At 50.3% G+C, this 24,913-nt stretch carries 9 protein-coding genes; 2 read left to right on the top strand and 7 right to left on the bottom strand.

Annotation, left to right across the window (positions count from 1 at the left end; genetic code table 11):
• Nucleotides 1–4 precede the first annotated feature (4 nt).
• The 5 genes from NG795_RS14275 to NG795_RS14255 all read right to left on the bottom strand — a co-directional run bounded on the left by NG795_RS14275 (nt 5) and on the right by NG795_RS14255 (nt 20,234).
• Nucleotides 5–529 carry a hypothetical protein gene (locus NG795_RS14275; protein ID WP_367289333.1) on the bottom strand — a complete coding sequence of 175 codons (525 nt, stop codon included), beginning with the start codon at nt 527–529 and terminating at the stop codon, nt 5–7.
• Between the two features lie 185 nt (nt 530–714).
• A complete protein-coding gene (locus NG795_RS14270; protein WP_367289332.1) occupies nt 715–9,801 on the bottom strand; it encodes a DUF4347 domain-containing protein in 9,087 nt (3,028 codons plus the stop codon).
• Nucleotides 9,802–10,777: 976 nt separating this feature from the next.
• Nucleotides 10,778–12,025, bottom strand: a complete 1,248-nt coding sequence (locus NG795_RS14265) for a WD40 repeat domain-containing protein (protein ID WP_367289331.1) — start codon at nt 12,023–12,025, stop codon at nt 10,778–10,780.
• A 64-nt stretch (nt 12,026–12,089) separates the two neighbouring features.
• Nucleotides 12,090–13,922 (bottom strand): WD40 repeat domain-containing protein, encoded by a 1,833-nt coding sequence (locus NG795_RS14260; protein WP_367289330.1) that lies wholly within the window; start codon nt 13,920–13,922, stop codon nt 12,090–12,092.
• A 234-nt stretch (nt 13,923–14,156) separates the two neighbouring features.
• Nucleotides 14,157–20,234 carry a PAS domain S-box protein gene (locus NG795_RS14255; RefSeq protein ID WP_367289329.1) on the bottom strand — a complete coding sequence of 2,026 codons (6,078 nt, stop codon included), beginning with the start codon at nt 20,232–20,234 and terminating at the stop codon, nt 14,157–14,159.
• A gap of 548 nt (nt 20,235–20,782) precedes the next feature.
• Between NG795_RS14255 and NG795_RS14250 the strand changes: the two genes are divergently transcribed.
• On the top strand, nt 20,783–21,043 hold the full coding sequence (locus NG795_RS14250) for a CRR7 family NDH-1 assembly protein (RefSeq protein ID WP_367289328.1): 261 nt from the start codon (nt 20,783–20,785) through the stop codon (nt 21,041–21,043).
• A 114-nt stretch (nt 21,044–21,157) separates the two neighbouring features.
• Here NG795_RS14250 and NG795_RS14245 read toward each other — a convergent pair whose 3' ends face one another.
• On the bottom strand, nt 21,158–21,703 hold the full coding sequence (locus tag NG795_RS14245) for a DUF2854 domain-containing protein (protein WP_367289327.1): 546 nt from the start codon (nt 21,701–21,703) through the stop codon (nt 21,158–21,160).
• Between the two features lie 471 nt (nt 21,704–22,174).
• Here NG795_RS14245 and NG795_RS14240 point away from each other — a divergent pair, with 471 nt between their 5' ends.
• Nucleotides 22,175–22,357: a hypothetical protein gene (locus NG795_RS14240; RefSeq protein ID WP_261200584.1), complete on the top strand. Its 183-nt coding sequence runs from the start codon at nt 22,175–22,177 to the stop codon at nt 22,355–22,357.
• Nucleotides 22,358–22,440: 83 nt separating this feature from the next.
• Here the strand turns inward: NG795_RS14240 and ppk1 are convergent, their stop codons facing one another.
• Nucleotides 22,441–24,618, bottom strand: coding sequence for a polyphosphate kinase 1 (gene ppk1, locus NG795_RS14235; protein WP_367289326.1), 2,178 nt, complete (start codon nt 24,616–24,618; stop codon nt 22,441–22,443).
• Between the last annotated feature and the right edge of the window lie 295 nt (nt 24,619–24,913).

The raw sequence follows: 24,913 nt of genomic DNA, 5'->3' as shown, positions 1-24,913 counted from the left end.
CGAATTACCGCGAGAGTCCAGGGAATCCCATGCCGGAAAATTCAATCTGGACTCGTCCATCTTTTTCGGTGGCTTGGATGCCACCGCCATTATCAATTAAATAGCGCGATCGCATTCCCCCCTCGGGTAAGGCATAGTCACATTTGGGTTCTCCAAGTTTGGTTTCTAATTCCATCAACGAGTTGAATTTTAACCCTTGGTTTATCTCTTTTTTTAGTTGATGAACTACAGTAGCCGAGAGTTCAGATGGGCCTAATCGAATCGAACCTTCTGGACATTCGGATAAGCGATGATCTAGGACAAGCATGGGTCTATCAGCCCGTTCTCGAATCGGTCCGGTGGCCCCACAAGGTCGGTGGTGCAAGAATTGTGGTTGGGATAAACCCCAAATTTTGGTCGCTTTGGAGACTCCCCGACCAAAGCAAAAGGTGCGATTACATTCGGGTGGTTTAGTGAAATGTTTCTGAACGAGCATGATTAATAATAATGCAGCTAATCCCGTGTAAAAATAAGCTCTAAATGCGCCCATAAATTATCCTGAGTTGTCTAAAAAGATTAGCATAAAAAGGGTTTTATGTCATAAAATGATAGGACTCAAACGTAAGGACACGGCACTGCCGTGTCCTTACAGGTTAAACATCTCCATCAAGCTTGGAGAAAATTGGGATTAATCGTAGGGTGTTGAACTCATAGGCGTCAACCCCGCCAATTCAATTACACGAAACTGAAGTAATCCGACTGCAAATTCAGGTCAGAAACATCCTGAACGATCGCAACTAAATCTTCGCGATCGCCTTCTTTGCGGTAAATCGCAGTTCCCGCAAACATTTCCTCTGGGGAAGCAGCAAGGTAATAATTAGCAGCCGAACCGTGTAACTGGATCGTATCTTCCCCGATCGCAAAATCGGCGATCGCTGCAAAATCGTTCAGTCCCGTCTCGGCATCCACTCCGCTATCGTAGTAGGTGCGGTTGGCATCGCCGAGAACGAAGGTATCGCGACCCCGATCTCCAATGAGGCGATCAATTTCACCCACTCCCGGATTGGCAGCATTGACATTCACTCCCGTGAGAATATCGTGACCCGCATCGCCAAACAGGATGTCATCTCCTTCCATCCCTGCGATCGCATTCGATCCCCGCGTCCCCAGAATCATATCCGGAGTTGCAGAACCCATCATCTCGCCACCGAGGCGACCTTCAGTCATGCCGTACATCATATAATGTTCGTACCCGCTGCCGAAGATGCCATTTTTCACCGCGTCATCCACATCCGCGTGGTTGGCGAGGTAGTAGCTTTCGCTATAGGCCATACTCGGAGCGCGACCCTCCACCATCCCGGAATTGAGAAAGTGTTCCATCGCACTGCTCAACGTCCCATTTTCCACCGCTGCGGCAACATCGGCGTTTTGCGTCAGATAGTATTGCGAGTCAAAGGTTTGTGAGAGAACGTCGTAGGTCGAGAGCGTATTGCCACCGGACGCCAACTCGACACCCACCAAATGTTCCAGTCCGTTCGCATAACTGCCTTGACCCACCGCTGTAGCAGCATCGGGGTTTTTCCACAGATAGAACATCTCCAAATCTTTGAAGGCATCGCTGGGGAAACGACCTTCGGCAAAACCGAACTTGATAAAATGTTCAAACCCACTGCGGAACGTGCCGTTGGTTACGGCCTCTGCCACATCGGTGTTTTGTGAGAGGTATTCAGCGCCAAATAGCTCGCTGGGTGCGCGACCTTCAGCGAAACCAAATGCGCCGAAGTGTTCTGCTGCACTGCGGAATGTGCCGTTTTCCACCGCAGCAGCCACATCGGTATTTTGTGCCAGATAGTATTCGGCATCGAAGAACCGGATGAACTGATTCAGGTTGAAATTGAGATCGTTTTGCGCCAGAGTGTTGTTGTCTCCACTGTTAAGCGGCTCGCTGCTGGAAGGCAACCCCTGGGGAAGCAACGGTCCGAGTTCGGAGTTAGTGAAGTCAGTGGGGATAACACCTTCAATGGTAGGAGCCTCAAACACTGGACGCACGGTGGGATTGTTGGCGAAGGCATTCGCCATCTTCTCTTGGATCGCTTCCCGGGTATTTTGCGCGAGGAACTGTTCCACGCTAACAGTTCCGGCGGCAAGTTCTGGCAAACTCGTGGCAATTTCACCCACTGATACAGATTGCAAGCGAGCGATGTCGGTGGCTGCATCGGTCAAGGATTTTCCACTGCTGGTAATTTCCTCAACCAGTTGATTGCCTAACGCCATGATTTGCGACGCTGCCGAGGCAACAGTGGCAACCTGGGAGGAGTTGAGGGTGGGTTCTGCCTCCGCAACGAATCCGATCGCCGAGTTGACAATGGCTTCGATTTCCGATGGTTGGGTTAAGTCTACGGAAGTGCCGCTACTGAGGCGATTTGCGATCGCTTTTATTGCTGCATTGCCAAGCTGGGTCAGGGAAAGCTTGCTCACTCCCTCGATTAACTTCGCCGTCTGCACGATCGTGTTTTGCACCTGAATCATCGAGGCAAACACCGTCAAACCATTGGGATCCCCATTCGTCATCGCCTCTAAGGGATCGTAGTTCTGCAGATCTACTCCAGCAGGCAGTCCCAACGCCGCTTCCACCTTCGCTTGCGCCTGTGCGGGATCGATTCCTTGTTCGACTAACTGCGCGATTAGAGTGGTTAGCGGTGTGACCACAGTGGCATCAAAGGTAGAAGCTAGAGGCGTCACCAGTGGTAAATAGGTAGAGACATCAATACCGTTTTCGATGACGATCTTACCTTCACTGACATCGATTTCGCCATTGCCATTGGTGTCGAATTTTTCCAACTCGACCATCAAATCGAACGTACCATCGGGATTGGTAATCCCAAACGGTTCGGCTTCTACATCCCACACCCCGTTAAAGTTGGCATCGAAGAAGACAGTGCTACCACTAATGTAGCCGTCAATGGCGCGACTGCGACGAGTCGGACCCGAACCCAAGCGAAACTCGGCTAGAGTATAGGTACCCAGACGTTGTTTCCAAGCATTTTCCCATCCGGACCACAACGTCCAGTAATCGATTCCGGCATCTAGGAAGGCATCTACCTTGCCATTCACCTCAAACATCGACAGGGGGTTACGGATCCGGGAGATAATTTCCGAACCTCGGATTTTGCCATCGCTGGTTCCGTTTTCTTCGCCAACGTCAATCAGATCGAGTTTTGCCGTGCCCTGAACGCCGCCAGTTAGATATCCTTTGACAATTGCAAAATTTGCACTAGCGCCAGCGTATAGACTCGCATTGAGTTTGAGTTCGTTCACATCTGGCCCTGTGCCATCTGCGTTTTGAAGATCGCTGACGTAGAAACCATCGAATACTTTGTAGGAATCTCCCAGATCAAACCTGGAATTTTTCCACTGATTTAGGCCGTAAGTATCAAAGCCAAAGCCCAGATTTGACTGTGCATTAAAGTTGCCTCCAACATAACCGTTAATTCCGATTCCCAGGATGCTGTATAGCGGAAAGTCCCGATGAAATCCGAAGTCTATGTCTAGCTTCGGCATTTGGTAGGCAAATAAGGTGGCATCCGGTTTGCCCAACAGCAGGTCGATCGCCGTTCCCGGATCGCTCAAAATCGGGAAACTCAGCCCCTCGATGTTTTGCAACGCCGAGAGAAACTGGGAAATTTTGCCCCCACCCGCTTTCGATTGAGCTTGTTGGGTTGGCGAACTCGCTTGTTGGGTTGTAGTCGTGTCGGCTTGTGTCAGATCCGCATTTGGGTTGCTGGCATCGAAATTGACTTCGTAACTCCCCAAGTCGATTTTAATCGTGCCTTCCTGTGCGGATAGTTCTTGAACCAACGCGCTAACTTGGCCGATCTTATCCAGTGCATCCAAGAAGCGAGTATCCACCTGCTTCCGAGCAAGGGTTGCACCTGCTTCTACCAAAGTCACTTTGCCATCGCGATTTTGGTCGAACATATTCCGTAAGGCATCGATTCGCGATAGCACAGTCACATCCTTATTCAGGGTGCTAATCACTGGCCGAGCGGGATCCACTACCTTATTCACATTCGTGAGAATCGGTTTGGCAAAGTCAGTGACAAATGTCCCCAAATCAAGCTGCATATTGTTGAAAGCCAGAGTGGGTTTTTGCGGCCCACTCCATTGGCCATCTTCGTACTTCAAGACCGGGAATTCGGCTTTTAAATCGAAGTTAAACGAAGGAATCGTCGAACTTCCTTCAATGCTGGTTACGGCTTTCAGACCCAGGTTGGCTTTCGTATCTAAACTGACGGCAAATAAATCGCTGAGATTGTAGCTGCCTTTGAGTTCGGAGAAAGTCAGTCGTTCGCCATCATCACCGGACTGGTTCAAAGGTTCGACATCTTGAAGCTTGACTTTGAACTCTGCACCAATGTTAGTGGGATCGTCGGCATTGTTCTCTAGGTCAAGTTGCAAAAATCCCGCCGTCCCGGTGGCTTTGAAATCATCGCTTAAACCCAGACCGAGATTGAAAACGAGTTCGGTGTTTTCGGTATCTAGATAGAAGCCGTAGTCCTTGTGATACCCAAATCCCAGAGAGAGTTGATACTCGAATGCACTATCGGCAGACCCTTGCGCTTGTATCCCCAATGCAGGCAAGCCGATACTGCCGTTGAGCGGGATTGTTGCTAGGTCAATCGAGTTTTTCCCGGTAATCTTAAATTTGCCTTCCTTGGCAGTGATTTCGGGATCGATTTCGACTTCGGAGAAGACGAAGGATAGCTTTTCTTGGAGTGTTTTGGCGAGATCGTCGGCACCCCCATCGAGGGCGTCGTTAATGGCACCGAGTACGTCGGTGCGGAGTTTGTCAGCGAAATCGGAGGTGAGAATGTCTTGGAGAGATTTGTTAACAACGGGTAGTCTGAGTTGGGAGAGTTGCGCGTCGAGCAAGTTCTCGATCAAATCGAATCCGGTTGCGAGTCCCTCCTTCGTTTTGGTCAGATCCGGATCGCGGATGTAGGCGTTAATGTTGGGCAGAGTGATGCCGTTGTACTTCGCATCGGTGCTACTGACGGTATGAGCGATCGCGCTGGTGCGATCGCCTTGCAATTCATTATCGGCAACGGCACTGACCGAGACCGTCTGAGGAACGTTCCAGTTGCTTGCACTAAAGGTTAACGCGCCAATCGGTTTCAGGTTGTCATCCGTGCTAAAGTCAATCCGCACGTCGGCAGTGGGTTGGCTGGATAGCACGACTGTATAAGTATCCGGACTGCCGCCTTCGCTCACTTCGGTTCCCGAGCCCGACTCCACAATTCGCATCCCGGCGGTATCATTATCGATAACGTAGGCGATCGCCGTGCCGGATGAACCGATGTTATGATTGGAGCCAGGATTCAACGAAACTTCTATACTTTCGTCGTCTTCATCGACGAAATCATCCACTGGCACGAGATTGATATTGGCGCTAGTTGCTCCTGCGGGGATGAAGGCGCTGCCAGATAAATTGTTGTAGTCGGTGCCGCTGGTGGCGTTGCCTCGAAAGCTATAGCTGACGCGGATGCCTTCTGCTGGCGCGGGGTCGCTTAATGTAAGCATAAAGTTGCCCGTAGTCGCGCTCTGTTCCTGGGGATTGCTTCCAGGAGCGATTCCCAGATTGGGCCAGTCATTATCGGCAATATTTGCCGTCACTGGGGACAAGCTGATGCCGTTGTAGTTGGCGTCGCTGCTGCTGATGCTGTGCGAAATTGTCCCACTGTGAGGGTACTCCACCGCCGTATCGTCGATCGCCCCCACTGTGACGGTTTGCGCGACGTTCCAGTTGTTTGGCGTGAAGGTGAGGCTTGTTGCCCCCACTACCCGGGTTTGACTGTCAGGGTTAACGGTGATACTGACGTCCTGGGTGGGTTGACTCAACAGGACAATCTCGTAAGTATCGGTGGTGCCGCTTTCCGCAACATTGGTGCTGTTGTTCGACTGGGTAAGCTTTGCGCCTGCGGTGTCGTTGTCTACCAGGGAAATCGTTGCCTCACTCGTCGTCCCCAAGTTGTAACCCGTTCCCGTCGCAACGGTGAGTTTCACCGTTTCATCCGGTTCGTCAATGGCATCGTCGAGAGGAGTAACGTTAATATTAGCAGTCGTTGCCCCTGCGGGAATGAAAACACTGCCGGATAAGGCGGTGTAGTCGGTGCCTGAAGTGGCGGTTCCGGCTACAGAGTAGTTGACTGTCATGCCTCCCGTCGGTGCCGCATCGCTTAAAGTGAGAGTCCACTGACCGCTGCTGGTATTAGCTTCGCTGGCATTGTTACCCGCTGCTACATTCACTTTGGGTAAATCGTTGTCCGTCACATTAGCCGTTATATTACTCACCGCCATCCCGTTGTAGTTGGCATCGGTGGAGGTGACGCTGTGGGAAATGGTGCTGGTGTGGGCGTATTCCACTGCCGTATCGTCGGCAGCAGTCACGGTGACGGTTTGGGGGGTATTCCAGTTGGTGCTGGTAAAGGTGCGCGTCACTGCCGTTCCCGCACCATTCCCCAAATCGGTTTGGGCGTCGGGGGTGATGGTGATATTGACGTTGGCGGTGGGGGCGCTGGTTAAGACGAATTGGTAAGTATCGGTTGTCCCCCCTTCGGTGACAGCAGTGCTGCCACTGCTTTGGGTGACTAAGATATTCGGCGTGTCGTTGTCAATATTGGTGACGCTGACATCATTCGGGTTGATGCTGCTGTAGATGCTGTCCGTGCTGGTGACGGTAGTTTGAATCGTGTAGGTGATATTGCCATCGGCAACGGCATCATCTACCCCAGTGACGGTCACGGTTTGGGGGACGTTCCAGTTGCTGGGGGTAAAGGTGAGGGAGGGCACGGAGACGATACCTTCCCCGGTGTTGCCACTAACTAAGTTGACGGTGACGTCGGCGGTGGGTTGGGTGTCGAGTACCACGTCAAACGACGCGCTATCCCCCGCTTCGCTAGTGTTGCCGTTCATGGCAGAAACTGTGACTCCAGCCGTATCGTTGTCGGTGACGGTGACGCTGGCAGTATTGTTGGTGGCGTTGACGTTATAGTGGGTGCCCGCATTTAGGGTGACTTCTACGGTTTCACCCGGATCGGCGATCGCGTCATCTGTCGGCACTACTTGGATACTGGCGCTAGTCTCACCTTCTGCAATAAAGAGGCTACCGGATAAGGTGGTATAGTCGCTGGCGCTGGTAGCGGTTCCGGCAACGGTGTAGTTGAGAGTTATGCCTCCGAGTGGGGCAGGATCGCTGAGGGTAATCTGGAAGTGACCGGGGGTGGCACTGGTTTCGTCGGGATTTGTTCCTGGGGCGATGCTGACGGTGGGCCAGTCGTTGTCGGTGAGACTGACGGTGACATCGGTCACGGTCAAACCATTATAGTTGGCATCGGTAGAGGTGACGCTGTGGGCGATCGTGCTGGTGTGGTCATACTCTACCGCTGTATCATCGATCGCAGCGACGGTGACGGTTTGCGCTACGTTCCAGTTGCTGCTATCAAAGGTGAGGGTGACGGGGGTTCCCGCACCGCTACCGAGGTCAGTTTGGGCGTTGGGAGTGACGTTGATGTTGACGCTGGCGGTGGGTTCAGTGGCGAGTTTGATGGAGTAGGTATCGGTTGCACCATCTTCTGAGGCGGCAGTGTTGCTGCCGGTTTCGGCGATAATGACCCCCGCCGTGTCGTTGTCGGCGATCGTGAGGCTGGCAGAATTATTTGCGGCACTGGTGGCGTAACCCGTTCCTGGACTCAGAGTGAGTTGAACGGTTTCATTCTCATCGTCGATCTCATCGTCAATGGGAACCAAATTAATAGTAGTGGTGGTACTTCCCTCCGGAATAAAGGCGCTACCGGACAAGGCATCGTAGTCCGTAGCATTGGTTGCCGTCCCCCCTACGCTGTAGTTAACCGTAATTCCCCCTGTAGGTGCGGGTTCGCTTCGGGTGAGGTTAAACGTGCTGGTTGTCGGTCCGATTTCGCTTGGGGCAGTACCCGGGGTTATGCTGACCACAGGCGAGAGTTTAGACACCCATGCGTCATACCAACCCACATTACTGCCGTCCAACGTACCGCGTGTATCTCCAGCAACGTAGGGGTTGCCCGCGCTATCTACCGTAATATCAAAGGAGTTATCAACATGGTCACTGCCGAACTGCTTAATCCACTGCTGAGTGCCACTGCTGTCGTACTTCGCAACCCAGGCATCTCCTAACCCGGCATTGGTTCCGTCCAAGTTGCCATCGGTATATCCGGTAACGTAAAGGTTGCCCGCGCTATCTACGGCAATCCCATCAGATCTGTCGCTACCCGAAGATCCGAACTGCTTGATCCACTGCTGGTTGCCATTGCTGTCATACTTCGCAATCCAGATGTCCTGCCCTCCGGCATGGGTGCCGCCCAAGTTGCCATCGGTATATCCAGTAACGTAAAGGTTGCCCGCGCTATCTGAGGTAATACCGTTAGATCCATCGTAACCGCTGCTGCCGAACTGCCGAACCCACTGCTGGTTGCCATTGCTGTCGTATTTGGCAATCCAAGCATCAGTTGCCCCGGCATGGGTGCCGCCTAAGTTGCCATCGGTATCTCCGGTAACGTAAAGGTTGCCCGCGCTATCTGAGGTAATACCGTTGGCTCCATCGTAACCGCTGCTGCCGAACTGCCGAACCCACTGCTGATAGCCGGAAGTGTTGTAAGATCCAATCCAAGCATCAGTGGCTCCGGCATTAGTGCCATCCCAGTCGCCATCGGTAGATCCGGTCAGGTAAAGGTTGCCTCCACTCCCGATGGTAATGCCTTTGGCGTTCTCATAATTGGGAGTACCCCACATCTCGACCCACTGCACATTGCCACTGTTATTATACTTGGCAATATAAGCATCCTCACCCCCCTGATATGTCCCGGCATTGCCGTAGAGTAATTGACCCGAAGCTCCTCCGGTAAGGTACACGTTGCCCGCGCTATCTACGGTAATGCCGTTGGATACATCAGAACCGCTGCTGCCGAACTGCTTGACCCACTGTTGAGTCCCATTACTGTTGTATTTGGCAACCCACGAATCTCTGCCCCCGGCATTGGTGCCGCCCAAGCTGCCCTCGGTATATCCGCTAAGGTAGATGTTGCCTGCGCTATCTACGGCAATATCAGAAGCGCGATCGTTACTTGAAGAGCCAAACTGTTCGATCCACTCCGGTGCGCGTGTCAGAACGGCTGCGTATCCCCGCATTACCTCCGGCGCAAACGCCAAGGCGGTTTTAATTTCCCCGGTGTGGACTTCGAGTTCCCAGTCGCCGCCAAGTGCAGTGCTGCCGGTACGGTTGGCGGAGGCAGCGATATTGGCTCCTGTCAGTTCGTGGAGGCGGTGGAGGAAGGGTGAGCCACAGATTGCACTGATGTTCACGGATGAGGAGGTGGCTCCTGTAGAGAGGCGATTCATCGCGTCTTCTGTTGAGCAGGCGGCGACGTTACAGCCATAAATCAAGATATCGGCGTCGGGGGTGAGGGCGTTGCGCCACTGGTGCAGTAGGGGACTGTAGGTATCCAGGGTGTCAGTGGCGAGGCGGGTGGAACCCAGAAATAAGCAACCCGGTTGCCCATGAGACAAGATATGCAATGCGTCAATGTTGCTACGAGTGGCAAGCAGTTCGGTAATTTGGGCGACTCCATCTTGATGGGGGTGGAGTACCACGATCTCAGTGCCTGGAAGCACTCCTGCTGCTAAACTTTCCCAGTTTTCTACCGCCGCGTCGAGAACAACAATGCTGGGATTTTGCGAGGTGGTGGCGGAGGTGTCTACCACAATCTGAGTCATTTCGAGTGCGTTCATCAAGGGGAGTGTCCTTTTGGGTCAATAGGGGATGTTGGTAGATGCAACCCGAGGCAATATCGAGGCGAGTGGGAATCGCTTCTGCTATTCAGTCAACTGAGGCCGATCGCGAGGTGTGGACTGAATCGAGAGAAACTCTATGAGTCAAAACAGGATTTTTCCGAGCTGATATGCCTGGAAATTCAAGGGGAAAATCGGCTTAAAAATTTACAGCAAATTCATGCGGTTTTGCCGATTTCTGTAAGGGATTGCAGGAATAAGCACTGAAAGAGTTTTTTGTCAACTCCTAATAGATGTGTTTTTTTTGAATGCACCTCTAATGTAACTCTCAGCAGCCCAACCTAACCATCGGGCAATTGTAAATATTTGATAAAGCCGATTTTTCCCCCTAGTGGATTTTAGTCAGGGGTTCAGGAAGTAATAAGGCTTTTTGGGTTTTATACAGGCAAGGGTGTTCTTGTCAAGTGATAATCCACGGGAAAATCGGTGAAGTTTTGAATGTAAAGAGGTCAATATTTCCGTATTATTACGGTGAAGGGTAGCTGATGACTTCACAAATTTTTACGGATGACAGAGTGCTTCATGTAGAGACGCCATAAATGGGCGTCTTCCGGTGAGGGGGCGCGATCGCATTGTTTAGAAGCACAGGAAGCGGTAAGTGTTCTTACTTACTCAGAAGAGGGATAACCCGGAGTGGAGCCGATCGCTGTTAAGATACACAGACGCTACATCATTCATATAATTGAGAAAGGAGTGGGACAGCGATCGCAGCCGAGTATAATTTGAGGATCTCGCTCCGCAAGTCCTCACGGAGTTGAGGGATTGTCCGAAAAATTGTGAAGGTAAATAGCTATTAACAGAATATCAATATATCAATATTAATACATATTTAGAACCCACCCTGTTCTTTACAGAATAGCTGAATTTCTATCACTTTTATTAAAACTATAATGCCCTATTTAGATAACCCATATAACTAGGAATTCTGCATTTTCCAAATTTTAATGGTTTTATCACTACTGCCGCTCACGAGCATTTTACCATCAGCAGTCATCCCTACGGCATTGACACTATCGGAATGTCCCGTTAGGGTTTGAATGGGCTGCCTACTTCTGAGGTCCCAGAGTTTCAGGGTATGGTCTGAACTGGCAGAAACCAGCATTTTTCCGCCGGGACTGATGGCAAGACTATTGATGCGATCGCCATGTCCGGTTAAGGTGCAAATCTCGGTGGCTGTTTTGATATCCCAAAGTTTAATGGTCTTATCTAAACTGCCACTGGCTAAGATTAAATTATCAGGGAATATCCCCACAGCAGTCACGCCGTCCGAATGTCCCAATAATGGGGGAAATTCTTCTGATGTTTCTATATTCCAGAGTTTAATGGTTTTATCTAAACTGCCACTGGCTAAAATGCGATTATTCGGACTAATTGCCAAGGAGGTTACTGCCGCTAAATGTCCGGTTAAGGTGACCAATTCTTGTCCGGTGATGCCATTCCAGAGGCGAATGGTTTGGTCAAGACTGCCACTGGCAATCAGGGTTCCATCGGGACTGAAGATGACGGCATTCACCCATTGTTGATGTCCGGTTTTGGTGAATAAAGGTTGTCCGGTTTGGGCTTTCCAGAGTTTGACGGTTTTATCATTACTGCAACTGGCTAAAGTCCAGCCATTGTAACTGAGGGCGACGGAATTTACGGGGTAAGAATGGCCGGTGAGGGTGAGAAGTTCTGCGCCGGTTTTGAGGTTCCAGAGTTTAATGGTTTTATCCCAACTGCCACTGGCGAGGAGTTGACTCTCGGCATCTAAGGCGATCGCACTGACGGGGCGAAAATGGCCGGTTAGGGTAGCTTGACATTCCATGCCGGGAGTTTTTAACACTTCCACCGGGGAGACGGGTGTGGCGGCAAAATCTGGGGACTCGGGAGAAGCATGAGGATTAAAGGAAGAGGAAACCTGGGTCAAATGAGACTGAAGAACTCGGGTTTCTTGTTCTAGTTGCTTAATTAGATGGCTGGCACTTCTGAGTTCGTCCTGCTGCGATCGCAGGGTAGCCCAGAGGCGTTTGGCCCAAGCTACTTTGGCCCGTTCTTTCGATAAAATAATCGGTCGAATATCCGGAGTAACCGATGCGGGATAGGGGGTCAAATCCCAGCCACATTGGGCACAGCGATCGCATTCTCCTTTCGTAAATTCTGCTTGACAAATCGGACAGTTAGACATAAGGGTTTAGATAGACGGGCAACAGAACTGATGGAGTCCGAACTAACCCCGGATGGCATGGGGGTTAATGGTCACCAATTCCCCAAATTTTAATCTTACCCCCATCAAACCCCGTGACAATTTTATCTCCGTTGGGACCAATGGCGCTGCATAACATATACCCCTCATTGCCGTGAGTCGTTTTCAACGGAGGAATGGTATGAATGGGTCTAGCTTGCTCTAAATCCCAGATTTTAATCGTCCCATCATCGGAACTGCTGGCCATCATATTATTCTGAGAAATAGAAACAGAAGTCACCCCACTGGAATGATCCGCCAGGGTGTACAAAAGTTTGCCAGTTCCAACATTCCACAGGCGCAAGGTCGTATCATTACTCCCACTGGCCAAGATATTACCATCGGGACTAATAGCAACGGAACAGACGGATCCGGTATGTTCCGTGAGGGTATGGAGTAATTCTCCGGTGAGTAAGTTTCTAATTTTAATCATATTATCATTTCCCCCACTAATTAGGGTATTTCCTTGGGGATTAATGGAGATAGACCTCACGGTACTCGTATGTCCATAAAATGTCCCAATTAATTCCTGGGTATCCAAATTCCATAAGGCAATAGTTTTATCTGCACCGCCACTCACTAGCATATTTCCTTTAGGGTGAAATGCCAAGGCATTTACCCATCCTGTATGTCCTCGCAGGGTGAAGCGGAGTTTGCCAGTTTTGAGTTCCCAAAGTTTGATGGTATTGTCTCCACTGCCACTGGCGAAGAGTTCGCCATTGGGGGAAATGGCTAGGGCGATCGCAGAACCCGTGTGACCGATTCCGGTTTTAATCAGATTTCCGGTGTTGATTTCCCAAATTTTAACGGTTTTATCATTACTGCCACTGACCAAAAAATTTCCATTCGGGTCAAGTGCCACCGTTCGCACGGCTTTTTGATGTTCTACGACTTGTAGGCATCGGAAAAACCGATAGGGTTGATAATCTTCTATAGCCATTTTTGCTTTGGGTAAATGACTGCGTTTGAGCAACGCATAAGCCCATCGCTGGACGGCTTCCGATGGATCGGCCAAGGAGGAAATCAATAAATTAACCATTTCTGCTTCAAATTCAACCGCCCCATTAGCGCGACTTTTAGCTTCTATTTCAGCGTTTAATTCTTTAACTTTTTCTTGGAGACTGGCGGATTTTTTTTGTTCAGAAATCAATTTGTTTGTTAGATTCAATTGCTGGGATTGAGATTCAGTTAACTGGTCTTTTAATTCCTGAATTTTTAGAAAAGATTCTGCTTCTTTGGGGGGTTGCAATCGAGCTATTTCTTGATGCAGGTTGGCCAACAGTTCTTTTAAATCCTGGGGTTCTATCATAGGATGGCTGCTCGATTGAATGGGATGAAGGGATTGAGAATTTTGTGACCGATCGCCATTGCTTTGCTGTAACTGAGAGAACACTTCATCCAGTCGAGACTCTAACTCTTGGTCCCGAGCTAGGCGTTCTTGCCGCTCTTGGTTAATCTCCATTTCGAGGCGAGCGCGTTGTTGGCGGACTTCCTCACTCTCAAATAACAGGCGATCGACCTGTTCCTGGGCATTAATTCGTTCTTTCCCCGCCCGATCTAACCGTTCCCAAACTTTAGATAACTGTCCTTCAATGTCGGCTAATTTCCACTCTAACTGTTTAACGGCTGAGTCGCGTTCCTGAACCAGAGCCCAGACGTTTCGCGCCCAAAATAGTTTGGTCCCTTCACCGGGAGAATTCACTTCGGGCAACTCCCCCGGCATTAACGGGGGATCCAACGTTACATCCCACCCACAGGTTGGGCAGAGTGTCTGTTCTCCCTGCACATATTCCGTGCCACACACCGGACATTTAGACGCACCCAAGCTCACCCTATTCATACGTTCTACCCGCCAGAAATTCGATCACCCATATCAGCATCTACTGTTATGCTAATGGTTTCCCATACCTTTAGCCTAAGACCTCGGTATCGCCTTCAATCGATACAGGACTTACGGCTCACACAGATGTAAGATGGACATTGCCAAGCCAGGGCTACATTTATAGTTTTGAACCTGGACTGGCGTTAGTCCTAAGATAGGGCAGTGCCGAGGTTCCTCCTCAACCCCAGTTTTTCATCGCTGCAACTCATCTTGTAAAGCGGGTTTGAGGCGTTCGTACTCCAAGTAAATCGATCGCACTAGATCCAATGCCTCTGGGGGTAAGAGCGTTCCCGCTTCGGAACTCGTTCGTCCGAGCTTTTCTAGCTGTTTGCTCAATTGCGCCAAGGGTTTCGCGCCGAGGGTGGCACTGGTTGATTTTAAAGTGTGAGCCGAACGATGAAGGGTGGGAGCATCTTGTTGCTGCACAGAAGTTTCCAGGGTTTCTAACAGATTGGGTAAATCGTTTAGATAACTCTCAACCACTTCAATAAACGCTTCTGGCTCATCTTCCCCCACCATTTCTCGTAAGTTTTGCAACGCTTTGGCATCAATGGGAGGTTCAGGACTGGAGTCGGAGAATGAAGAATTAGACATGGGAGTTGGGGGAGATTGGGGAGATTGGGGAGATGGGAAAGAGACAGACTCCGGTGGTTCGGATACATCTGATGTCTGTGCCGGTGGTAAGGGTTCAGAATAGAGATGACATCCAGCTAGTGCTTGGGCGAGGGCTTCCATGCGAATGGGTTTGCTGATGTAATCATCCATTCCCGCTTGCAGACAGATTTCGCGATCGCCTTGCATAGCATTAGCCGTCATGGCAATAATCCAAGGGCGTCCCATCGGTGAAACATCCCGGCGTTCACTCCATTCTAAGCAGATGCGCCTTGTGGCTTCTAAACCATCCATTTCAGGCATTTGCACATCCATGAGGATGACATCGTAGCTTTGACGATTTAGGGAGGCGATCGCCTCCAATCCGTTACTGGCGACATCGGCACGATATCCCATCCGTTCTAAAATCCGCAACGCCACCTTTTGGTTCACCACATTATCTTCCGCTAACAGAATTTTCAGAGGGCGATCGCTCTTGAGAGGAGTAGACTGACGCGGCAAACCGGGAGCACGACGGCCCCTTGAATCCTTCCCATTCGATTGCCGAGAGAAAATCCCAATCAAGATATCAAACAGTTGGGATTGTTTGATGGGTTTACTCAAAAACGCCGCAAAATCGATTCCGGACGCTTCCCGAGAAGCGGGTTGCCAACCCAGAGAGGTCAACATTACCAAAGGTAAGCGATCGCCATCGGGGAGTTGACGAATCGCCCCTGCTAGGGCCAACCCATCCATGTCCGGCATCTGCATATCCAAAATAGCCAGGTCAAAACGGGTTTGTGAATTTTGCAACCCAGCCAATGCTTCCGGGCCCGAAGCGGCTGCTGTGGTTAGCATTCCCCAGGATTGAGCTTGGCGGGTGAGAATCAGACGATTGGTGGCATTATCATCCACAATCAGTAAATGCTTGCCTGTCAGTTGCGGCACTTCATCGTCTGGACTCACCGAGGCCAACTCCGAGGTAGCTGCGGCCTGAATGGTAAAATGGAACGTCGAACCGATGCCGATTTGACTTTCCACCCACATCGTACCGCCCATCAGTTCGCTCAGGCGCTTGGCGATCGCCAAACCCAAACCTGTACCCCCATATTTGCGGGTGGTGGAAGAATCCACCTGAGAAAACGACTTAAACAGGCGATCCATGCGATCGGGGGGAATTCCCACCCCGGTATCTTTCACCGAAAAGTGAATTTGATAAATCCCCCCCTGAGTTCCCGGTTCTATCCGTTTCCCCAACTGGGAATCCTGCACTAACGTCGCATTCACCGAGACAATCGTCTCCCCTTCCTGGGTAAATTTGACCGCATTACTGAGTAGATTCACCAAGATTTGACGCAAGCGGGTGACATCACCGATGATGCTTTCGGGGGTTTGGGGACCGAACAAATAGGCCAGTTCGAGTTGTTTTTCTGCGGCTTTAGAGGCTACCAAGTCCAGACATTCCTCAATACAGGTTCGCAGATTAAACGGATGTTCCTCCAAATCCATCTTCCCAGACTCAATTTTGGAGAAGTCGAGGATGTCGTTAATAATCGTCAGTAAGCCGTCGCCACTGGTGCGAATCGTTTCCACAAAGTCGCGCTGATCGGCATTCAAGGGCGTATCCAACAGCAACCCGGTCATGCCAATCACCGCATTCATTGGAGTGCGGATTTCGTGGCTCATGGTAGCGAGGAATTCACTCTTGGCTCGGTTAGCCGCTTCTGCGGCTTCCTGTGCTTGCAAAGCGGCTTGGCTTTTGAGGGCCACTTCCTGACGGGCGAGGGTTTCCTGTTCCAGGAGTCGGGCTTGAGCCAGGGCAATTCCCACTTGTTCAGCGACGGCTTCACACAACTCAATTTCCTCACGAGTCCAGCGTCGGAAGCGATCGCACTGATGCATCCCGATCACCCCATTAGGTACTCCCTGATAGGAGGTCCGCACCGCTAACATGGACTTGACTCCAATCTGCCGACACATCGCCTCCGCTCCTTTGAGCAGGGGTTCCTTATAAACATCCGGGGAGACCAGCACTGTATCGAAGGCTACCAGTTGTTCCGCATGAGGATTCCCCACTACAGGCACCTCAAAGTTCATCATGGATTGAACTCCAGGCTCTAAATACTCCGCAACTAAGGGCATTCTCGGTGGGTCCGTGGGGATGTAACTATGAATCAAACAGCGATTCACCCCAAATGCCTGACCAATTTGAGTGGCAGTGGTCTGAAAAATCTTTTGAGTATCTAAACTTTGGCGGATTTCCCGGCTAATTTGAGACAGGAGCAAACTGCGATGGAGTTGCTGTTGCAGGGCAATTTGAGCCTGATTCCGCTCGATCTCACCGCCAATCCACTGCGCCATCAGTTTCAACAAATTTTGATCCACTGATTTAAAGGGTTGAGTCCGACGCTGGAAAGAGGAAAAGCTCAGACAACCGTAAACTACCCCCGAGACAATCACTCGCACTCCCAGATAAGCTTCTAATCCCCGCATCTTATAGGCCGGATGCTCCCGCCACTCGGAGTCACTGGCGCAGGGGATGCAGACGGGCTCGGGTTCCCGGACGGCAACGGAGCAATAGGTGAGTTCTAATTTAAAGGCATCCCCTTGGGTCAAGGGAGTTAAACTATTAGCGGGTAATTGCAGGGCGATCGCCTCGATGGTAGAAGCACGCTCCATTCCGTCTCGACTCTCCCTCGGGCTGTCTAAACGGCCTACCATGCCAATATTCAAGCCAAACCGCAGACATCCCATCTCTAACATCCGTGAAAGCCTGGTGTCAAAGTCCAGGCTGCGATCGGCTGTTACGGAATAGAGCGCCCGAATCGCTGCCTCACTCTCTTTCAGGGAGGCAATTAATTGAGTCTTTTCCCACTCGGCCTGTTTGCGGAAGGTAATATCATTAAGGGTGCCACTAATCCCGGTCAACTCTCCGGCCTGATTGCGACTTCCTCGGGCAAAGACTTCAATCCAACGGTAGCCTCCATCTTTGGTGCGGTATCGCATCTCATCTTCACAGTTCTGCTGTTCTCCAGAAATGAGTGCTTCTAAATATTGGGAAAAGGGCTGGAGGTCGGGTTCATAAATGTAATTTAACCAGGACCTCCCAAGGGTCTGGTCAATCTCAAAGCCAGTAATTTCCTCCCAAGCGGGATTGAGAAAGGTGAAGGAACCCTGAGCATCGGTCTGGAAAATCACCTCTTTAATGTTATCCACCACGGAGCGATATTTTTCCTGGCTCTGGCGCAGGGCTTCTGCGGCTTCAAAGCGTTCTGTAATATCCTGAACCATGCCTAGGGCAAATTTAGGATTGCCATTGGCATCCCGAATGATGGAAACGGTGACATCAACCCAGATCCTCGATCCGTCCTTGCAAATATAACGCTTCTGGATTTCGTAGCTGGGGCGCTCTGCGGCTACCACAGCCTGAAAGAGGGGGAGTTCTTTCTGTAAATCTTCCACATCGGTGAAGTCAGAAAAGCTCATGGTAGAGAGTTCGGTTTCAGAGTATCCCAGCATCTTCTCAAAGGCGGGATTACAGTTGAGAATCCGTCCCTCATCCAAGGTCCCCAAGGCGATGCCAATGGCTGCCCCTTCAAAGACGATTCGGAGTTGAGCAGCGCTTTCGGCGAGGGCTTCTTCCGCTTCCTTGCGTTGGGTGATGTCATGGGCGACAGCGTAGAGTAATCCTTGTTCGCGAAAGGGGGTGGTGTTCCAGCGGACCCAACGATAGGAGCCATCTTTGCAGCGATAGCGGTTCTCAAAACCGAGGGTGTCCAGGTGCAAGTTACTCAGTTTCGCGGTTTCAGCTAGGGTGGCGGCGCGATCGTCCGGATGGACGAATTCGATAAAGGGTTGGGAAAACAGTTCTTCGTCGGTGTAACCGAGGATTTTTCCCCAGGCGGGATTGAGGCGTTTGAAATATCCATCGAATCCGGCGATACAGAGCATATCCAGGGAGAGGGTGAAGAACCGATCGCGTTCCTGTTCGGCGGTTTTGCGATCGGTGATATCCTGGGCTACCACCATCACGGAGTCGATTGGGCTGGTTTCGGTTCGCACGGGTACGGTGTGGGTGAGGTACCACCGGCCATTCCAGGGCATTTCCTGGATGACTGAGGTTGAGTTACCCTTGATCTGCTGAATACTCTGTTCTAAGAGGGTCCGGGCTTCTAATGAAAAGACCTCACTGAGGGTTTTGCCTTCTACGAATGCTTTAGAAAGACCTGCCGTCTCTAACCCTGACCCTTCTGCGAGTAAAAACCGTTGATTTCGGTCTAGGAGGAAGACTGCGCCCTGGGGAAAGTTCTGGCTGAGGGTGCGATAGAGTTCTTCACTTTGACGAAGGGCTTCTTGCGATCGCACCTGTTCGGTCCGGTCCGTCGCTACCCCAATCACCCCGCTCACGGTGCCGCTTTCATCCCAGATAGGGGTCAATTTATGTTCATAAATTAATCCGTTGCAATTGCCAATCCAGTTTTCTTCTTTCCCGTCCAACACCTGATGGATCTGCTGGAGGATACTCGGCTGCTCGGCGTAACAATCCAAAATGGATGTCCCGATTACCTTGTCCGAATTCAACCCTAAGGATGAGAGTTCTTTTCCTTCCAATAGGGTAATGATGCCATGACGATCGGTGGCGTAGAGGAGCACGGGGGACTGTTTAACGAGGGTTTTTAAGTGCGCTGTACTCTCTCGCAGTGCTGCTTCTATCCGTTGGCGTTGGTTGATTTCTCCCTGCAATTCCTGGTAGGCGGTTTGCCATTGTCTGGTTCTTTCGGCTACTCGCCCTTCTAGTTCTAAGTTGAGCGATCGCAGGGCGATTTCTTGCTGTTTGCGATCGGTAATATCCTCGATCATCAACAGGGTTAAGCTCGGTTTCCCCTCGAATGCTGTAATCTGGGAAACTATCATCTGAGCGGTCCGCATTTCTCCATCTTTCCTGCGGTAATTCTGTTCTTGTCCATCGGTACTCTTGAAAGATGTCTCTTGTCCCTGGGCGATTTCCTCCTGCGGTTGCATCAGTTGGGGCTCTGCGCTTAAGTCGCTCCAGGTGATGGCATTCAGTTCCGAAGCGCTATATCCGAGCATCTGTTGCAGCGCTAGATTGGGTTGGGTGATGTTGCCTTCGGGGGTCACCAGGGCAATTCCCAGGGGCGATCGCTCAATCACGGTTCTCAACAGCACTTCGTTTTCCCGCAATGCTGTTTCCACCTGTTGCCGTTCTGTAATTTCTGTTTGTAGTTGCTGGTTGGCTTGCTCTAACTGCTCTGGGGATGCCAATGCCAAGGCTTTGGGAATCAGGGGGACCAGTAAAAGCGCCGTGGCGAGGGAGACGGAGGCGGTGATCGCTTTGATTCCCCCGGATAGCCAATAGTCCGGATGCCACAGGGTCCAGATTTCCATTAAATGGCTGGTCCCACAGGAGATGATAAATGCCCCAAATAATACAAAAATCCAACTAAAGGGCAGGTCTTTACGATTGCGGATAAAATATAACAGGGTTAGGGGAATCGCAAAATAGGAAAGGGCAATCAGGGCGTCGGAACCAACATGAAGCCCCACTAGCCCGGGCTGCCACAAGTAACAATGCCCGTGAGGGATAAATGAGAGCAATCTCTCCCCCGACAAATTGGCGATCGCTGGGTTTGTGAACAATCCTAAAACTTGGTCCTGCATTTATCCCCCTTAAACATTGTCTCGCGCTCCATTTCTGTCTCTGGTTCCCTTGTCTTTGACTTTCTATTGATTGAACGGCTTTCCCTTGGGCTGACCTGTTTTTGTTGTTTAGAAGAGGGAGCAAAGGGGAAAATCCCGTGAGCGGTATTCTCCATGTTTTTGAGTTAAAATAGAAGAATGTCCGATAGAACCCTGATACAATGGTTCTCTAATTTTAGCCAAATTATAGAAGCTTTCAGCCAGCCCCGGGGGATTCTTTGTTAAAGCTTAAGATTGCCCAGGGTGCAGTTATCCGGGGGATTCCTCCCTTTGGGGGAAACGAACAGACTATTGTCGGTCCCTCTATCAAGCGGTGGCGATCGTCATCCCCTTGGGAAATGGTGTATCAGAATGGTACGTTAGAAGGGTGCGTTAGTCCCCCAAGGAAAAGGCTTTTCAGACTTTCCCTCGGGGGACTGACAGATCCTACACCCTTGTCGCGACCCTGACGTTGCATCCTGACCCTGAATCAGTCAATATTATCAAAACCCGTCATCCGAATCAGAACGATGCCTAACTCCTTAATGTATCAAGACCCCACTCATTTTGTCCTCCTCGAATCCAATCAACCGGAACAATTACTGACCGCTGAGGAATTGCTCTCCAAGCTCAAAGTGATTTTAGGCGATCGCCAGGATAATTTGCCTCGGGATTTACAAAAGTTTCCGACTATCGATGCCCAAGCTCAATATCTTTTGGAAACCAGTTGCGAATTTGATTTAGGTCCAGGAGAATATTTTCAATGGTATGTAGTTCGACTCGAAAAATAAATTAATTCAGCCTATCGCCAGGGATTTGATAAGATTTAAAACTTTTATATTTGACAGACAAAGACGGGGAAATTCCCCGCCTTTTTATTAAAACCCTCGGTTAAGTAAAAAGTATCAAGGGGTAGTAATTAGCGCCACATCAAGGCGATTGTTTCCAGTATCTTTGAATTCAACTGAGATACCTGGACCAAAAAATTTTTCGATTTTTTCTTGCTTTTGCTGCCAAATTTCCAAGGGGAATTGTGGGGAATCAAATTCTAAAATTAAAGCATAGCACCCCTCTACATTCTCTTCTCGAATCCCCACGAGAACGGGTCGGGCTTCATCGGAGGGATTTAGACCAAAGCGTTCCAGGGAATCATCCAGATGAGCATCTTGACCATAGCGATAGCGCCTGACATCTTTGCGAATTTGATTTTGGATTTGAGTGGCTTGTTTTTCTCGCAGTTCTAAGATATCCGGGGAGGTGGGGTGAGTGAAGGGGACCGGCTTGAGTTCTGCCGCTTTCAGGGCCAATCCACCGAGTAACAGGGGAATGCCATAAAAGAATCCGGCCAGATTTAAGGTAGCGTAGTCATTAAAGTAAGCATAAAAGCCAACTACGGTGATCAGACTGCCCAGGGATAAACCTAAGGTTCCCAATGAAAGTTTAGCTAACATGATAGTGAATGAATGAACGATCGCGCTTAAAGTGCAAAGTTCTATTGTCCCCTGTTGGCGATCGCACCACAACGATCTGGCCGGTTGTTTTCAGGCCGATGATGGTTACCCTTGTTAATCTTTGTTAAAATAGGTCAGGTTCAAGAATGCCAGACCCGTCGGATTCGGGGATAAAGAGGGAAAAACTGCGATCGCGTCGTCAAGAGAGGCGATCGGGGATCTCGGGCATCGGTATTGTCTTCAATCATTCAGACTAACAACTGGATTTCTGGCCCTGATGGGGTAAAAAGCGCGTGGGGGGTGGTCAAGAAACCCGGTTGGTCTTCCCCGTCTGCTACCACCGCCCTCGGCGGATCGATTCAGCTTGACAAATGGCTGATTTTATAATAGAGCAAGCTGCCGGATCTCAACCTGATCGGCATCAACAAAACTGTTTACAGTGATATTAGCAAAAACAAAGGGAAGGCAGAAATGGACGAACAAAAACTCAGAGAACGGGTCAGCGCGATCGCAGACAAACGGGAAACCCTCGTGCGTCTCTTGGAACAACCGAACTTAGGAACCCTCAGAATTGATGTAAATCAGGCGATCGAAGAACTCGACGATTTGCTGGATGAATTCAACCGCACCTTTAGCGATCGCCCGATCTCCTAAACCCGGTCGAAACCCCAACCGCCCCTAACCCCTACGGTCCAGGGGCGGTGTTTTTATGCCCCTCCCCTGGAATTCCCGACCCCTCACCCTTGTTGCAGGGCCATCTCCATCAAAATATTCTGCGAACTTTGGGCGATCGCCTCATTCTTTCCCCTCCGTTGCAGATAACTCCCATCCGGTTGCAACTCCCACGCTTGGCGATTATCCGCTAACATAATCCCCAGAATTTCCTGGAGGTCTTTCGCCAAATCTGGGTCTTCTACCGGGGTTATCGCCTCCACCCGTCGATTCAGGTTCCGAGGCATCCAATCCGCACTGCCAATATACACCTCTTCCGCCCCACCATTATAAAAATAAAAAATCCGGGAATGCTCTAAAAACCGCCCCACAATACTCAACACCCGGATATTTTCACTCACATTCGCCACCCCCGGACGCAAACAGCAAATCCCCCGCACAATTAAATCAATTTGCACCCCTGCCCTCGATGCTTCATAGAGCTTAATAATCATTTTCGGGTCTACCAAGGCATTCATTTTTAACACAATTCGCCCCGCTTTTCCCTGTTTGGCATTGTCAATTTCCCGCTGGACTAAGGCGGTCATCCGTTCCCTCATGTTCACCGGCGCAACTAACAAACTGCGATAGGACCGCTGGCGGGAATACCCAGTCAAATAATTAAACAAATCCGTTAAATCTGCCCCGATATCTTCCCGGCAGGTAATTAACCCCAAATCCGTATAAAGTCGGGCCGTCTTGGGATTATAATTCCCTGTCCCAATATGAGCATAGCGCCGGATACCATCGGCTTCCCGACGCACCACCATCCCGACTTTCGTATGGGTTTTCAGTCCTACTAACCCATAGACGACATGAACGCCCACTTTTTCTAACTTCCGCGCCCAAGAGATATTATTTTCCTCATCAAAGCGCGCTTTCAGTTCCACCAATGCCGCCACCTGTTTGCCATTTTCTGCTGCTGCAATTAAGGCATTCACAATGGGCGAATCCCCCGAGGTTCGGTAGAGGGTCATTTTAATCGCTAATACCGCTGGATCGTATGCCGCCTGGGTAATAAATCGCTGGACTGTTGCGCTAAAGGAATGATAGGGATGATGGATGAGCAAATCCCGCGATCGGATCAAAGCAAATAGATCCTCTGTCTCTTCCATATCCTCCAGATTCAGTTCTGAGGGCAGTTCTCCCAGGCGACGGAAAGAGGCGGGAGTCACTGGATTCCACACTGGATATTTAAGTTCGGGAAGAGGTAAATCCATCAACCCCATTAAGTCTACTAACCCCAGCAATCCCTCCACTTCATACACTTCATGAGGAACTAAACCCAATTCTTCCCGCAGCATTTCACGGACGGCTGAGGGAATATCCGATTGCACTTCCATTCGCACCACGGAACCGCCGACTCGTCGCTTGCGAATTTCTTGTTCGATCGCCAGGAGTAAATCATCCGCTTCATCTTCTTCTAGGGCAATATCCGCATTACGAGTCACGCGAAACGGATGATATTCCAAAATATTCATCCCCGGAAAGAGAAACTCTAAATTATGGGCAATCACCTGTTCTAAGGGTGTAAAAGTCCAGGTTTTTCCGGGTCCTTCCCCGTGACTGCTGCTGGCGTCTCGGGGTGCTTCAGGAATCGGCACAAATCGGGGTAAAACTTTGGGGACTTTCACCCGGGCAAAAAATTCTTCCTCTGTTTCTGGATCTTTAATCACCACCGCCAGATTCAAACTGCGGTTAGAAATGTAGGGAAAGGGATGTCCCGGATCGACGGCTAAGGGGGTGAGAACGGGGAAAATTTCTTCTTCAAAATACTGTTGCAGATAGGTCCGCTGTTCTTGGTTGAGATCCATATAATCGAGGATCTGGATGCCATAAGCAATCAGTTGGGGACGCAGGAGTTTTTCAAAATGGCGATGTTGTTCGGCAACCATTGGATGCAGGCGATCGCCCACTGCATCCAATTGTTGTTGGGGGGTGCGTCCATCAGGAGTCCGGGAAGACACTCCCGCTTCCACCTGCTGTTTCAGTCCGGCAATTCGCACCATGAAATATTCATCTAAGTTCGCACTGAAAATTGCTAAAAATTTCAGCCGTTCTAACAACGGAGTTCGCGGGTCAAAGGCTTCCTGTAAAACTCGGTAATTAAATTCAACCCAACTTAATTCTCGGTTGAAGTAGTATTGCTGATCTTTTAAGTTAATTTCCGGGGTTGTTTCTTGGGGTTTCTTTGTCGTTGTCATAATTTTGATCGGATGGAGTAATAAAAGGAGTTCATTGGTAAGTACACTCTGTAGTCCGACCCTGACTTCGACCGCATCGGGGTGGAGAGAATGAAGTCGGATGGATCCGTTGCCACCGGAACAGACCCAGGAGTGGAAAATCCTGGCAAAATGCCTGGTGTTGGAGGTGGGCTTTTCCTGGAGGTGATGGGGATGGGTAGATATATTGTGCCAAGGATGAGGTTATGATGCCACGGAATGGGGGAATTCACGACAAAAAACAGTCACGAAGCGATCGTGACTGCCTAGGATGAAC

The organism is Laspinema palackyanum D2c, from assembly GCF_025370875.1.
GTDB lineage: Bacteria > Cyanobacteriota > Cyanobacteriia > Cyanobacteriales > Laspinemataceae > Laspinema > Laspinema palackyanum.
The sequence above is the reverse complement of the archived record's forward strand: the minus strand, read 5'-3'. Positions and strand labels throughout refer to the sequence as shown.

Coding starts and splice junctions, on each gene's coding strand:
- NG795_RS14270 (WP_367289332.1), bottom strand. CDS start 9,801: ATGAACGCACTCGAAATGACTCAGATTGTGGTAGACACCTCCGCCACC.
- NG795_RS14260 (WP_367289330.1), bottom strand. CDS start 13,922: ATGAATAGGGTGAGCTTGGGTGCGTCTAAATGTCCGGTGTGTGGCACG.
- NG795_RS14245 (WP_367289327.1), bottom strand. CDS start 21,703: ATGTTAGCTAAACTTTCATTGGGAACCTTAGGTTTATCCCTGGGCAGT.
- NG795_RS14265 (WP_367289331.1), bottom strand. CDS start 12,025: ATGTCTAACTGTCCGATTTGTCAAGCAGAATTTACGAAAGGAGAATGC.
- ppk1 (WP_367289326.1), bottom strand. CDS start 24,618: ATGACAACGACAAAGAAACCCCAAGAAACAACCCCGGAAATTAACTTA.
- NG795_RS14250 (WP_367289328.1), top strand. CDS start 20,783: ATGCCTAACTCCTTAATGTATCAAGACCCCACTCATTTTGTCCTCCTC.
- NG795_RS14255 (WP_367289329.1), bottom strand. CDS start 20,234: ATGCAGGACCAAGTTTTAGGATTGTTCACAAACCCAGCGATCGCCAAT.
- NG795_RS14275 (WP_367289333.1), bottom strand. CDS start 529: ATGGGCGCATTTAGAGCTTATTTTTACACGGGATTAGCTGCATTATTA.
- NG795_RS14240 (WP_261200584.1), top strand. CDS start 22,175: ATGGACGAACAAAAACTCAGAGAACGGGTCAGCGCGATCGCAGACAAA.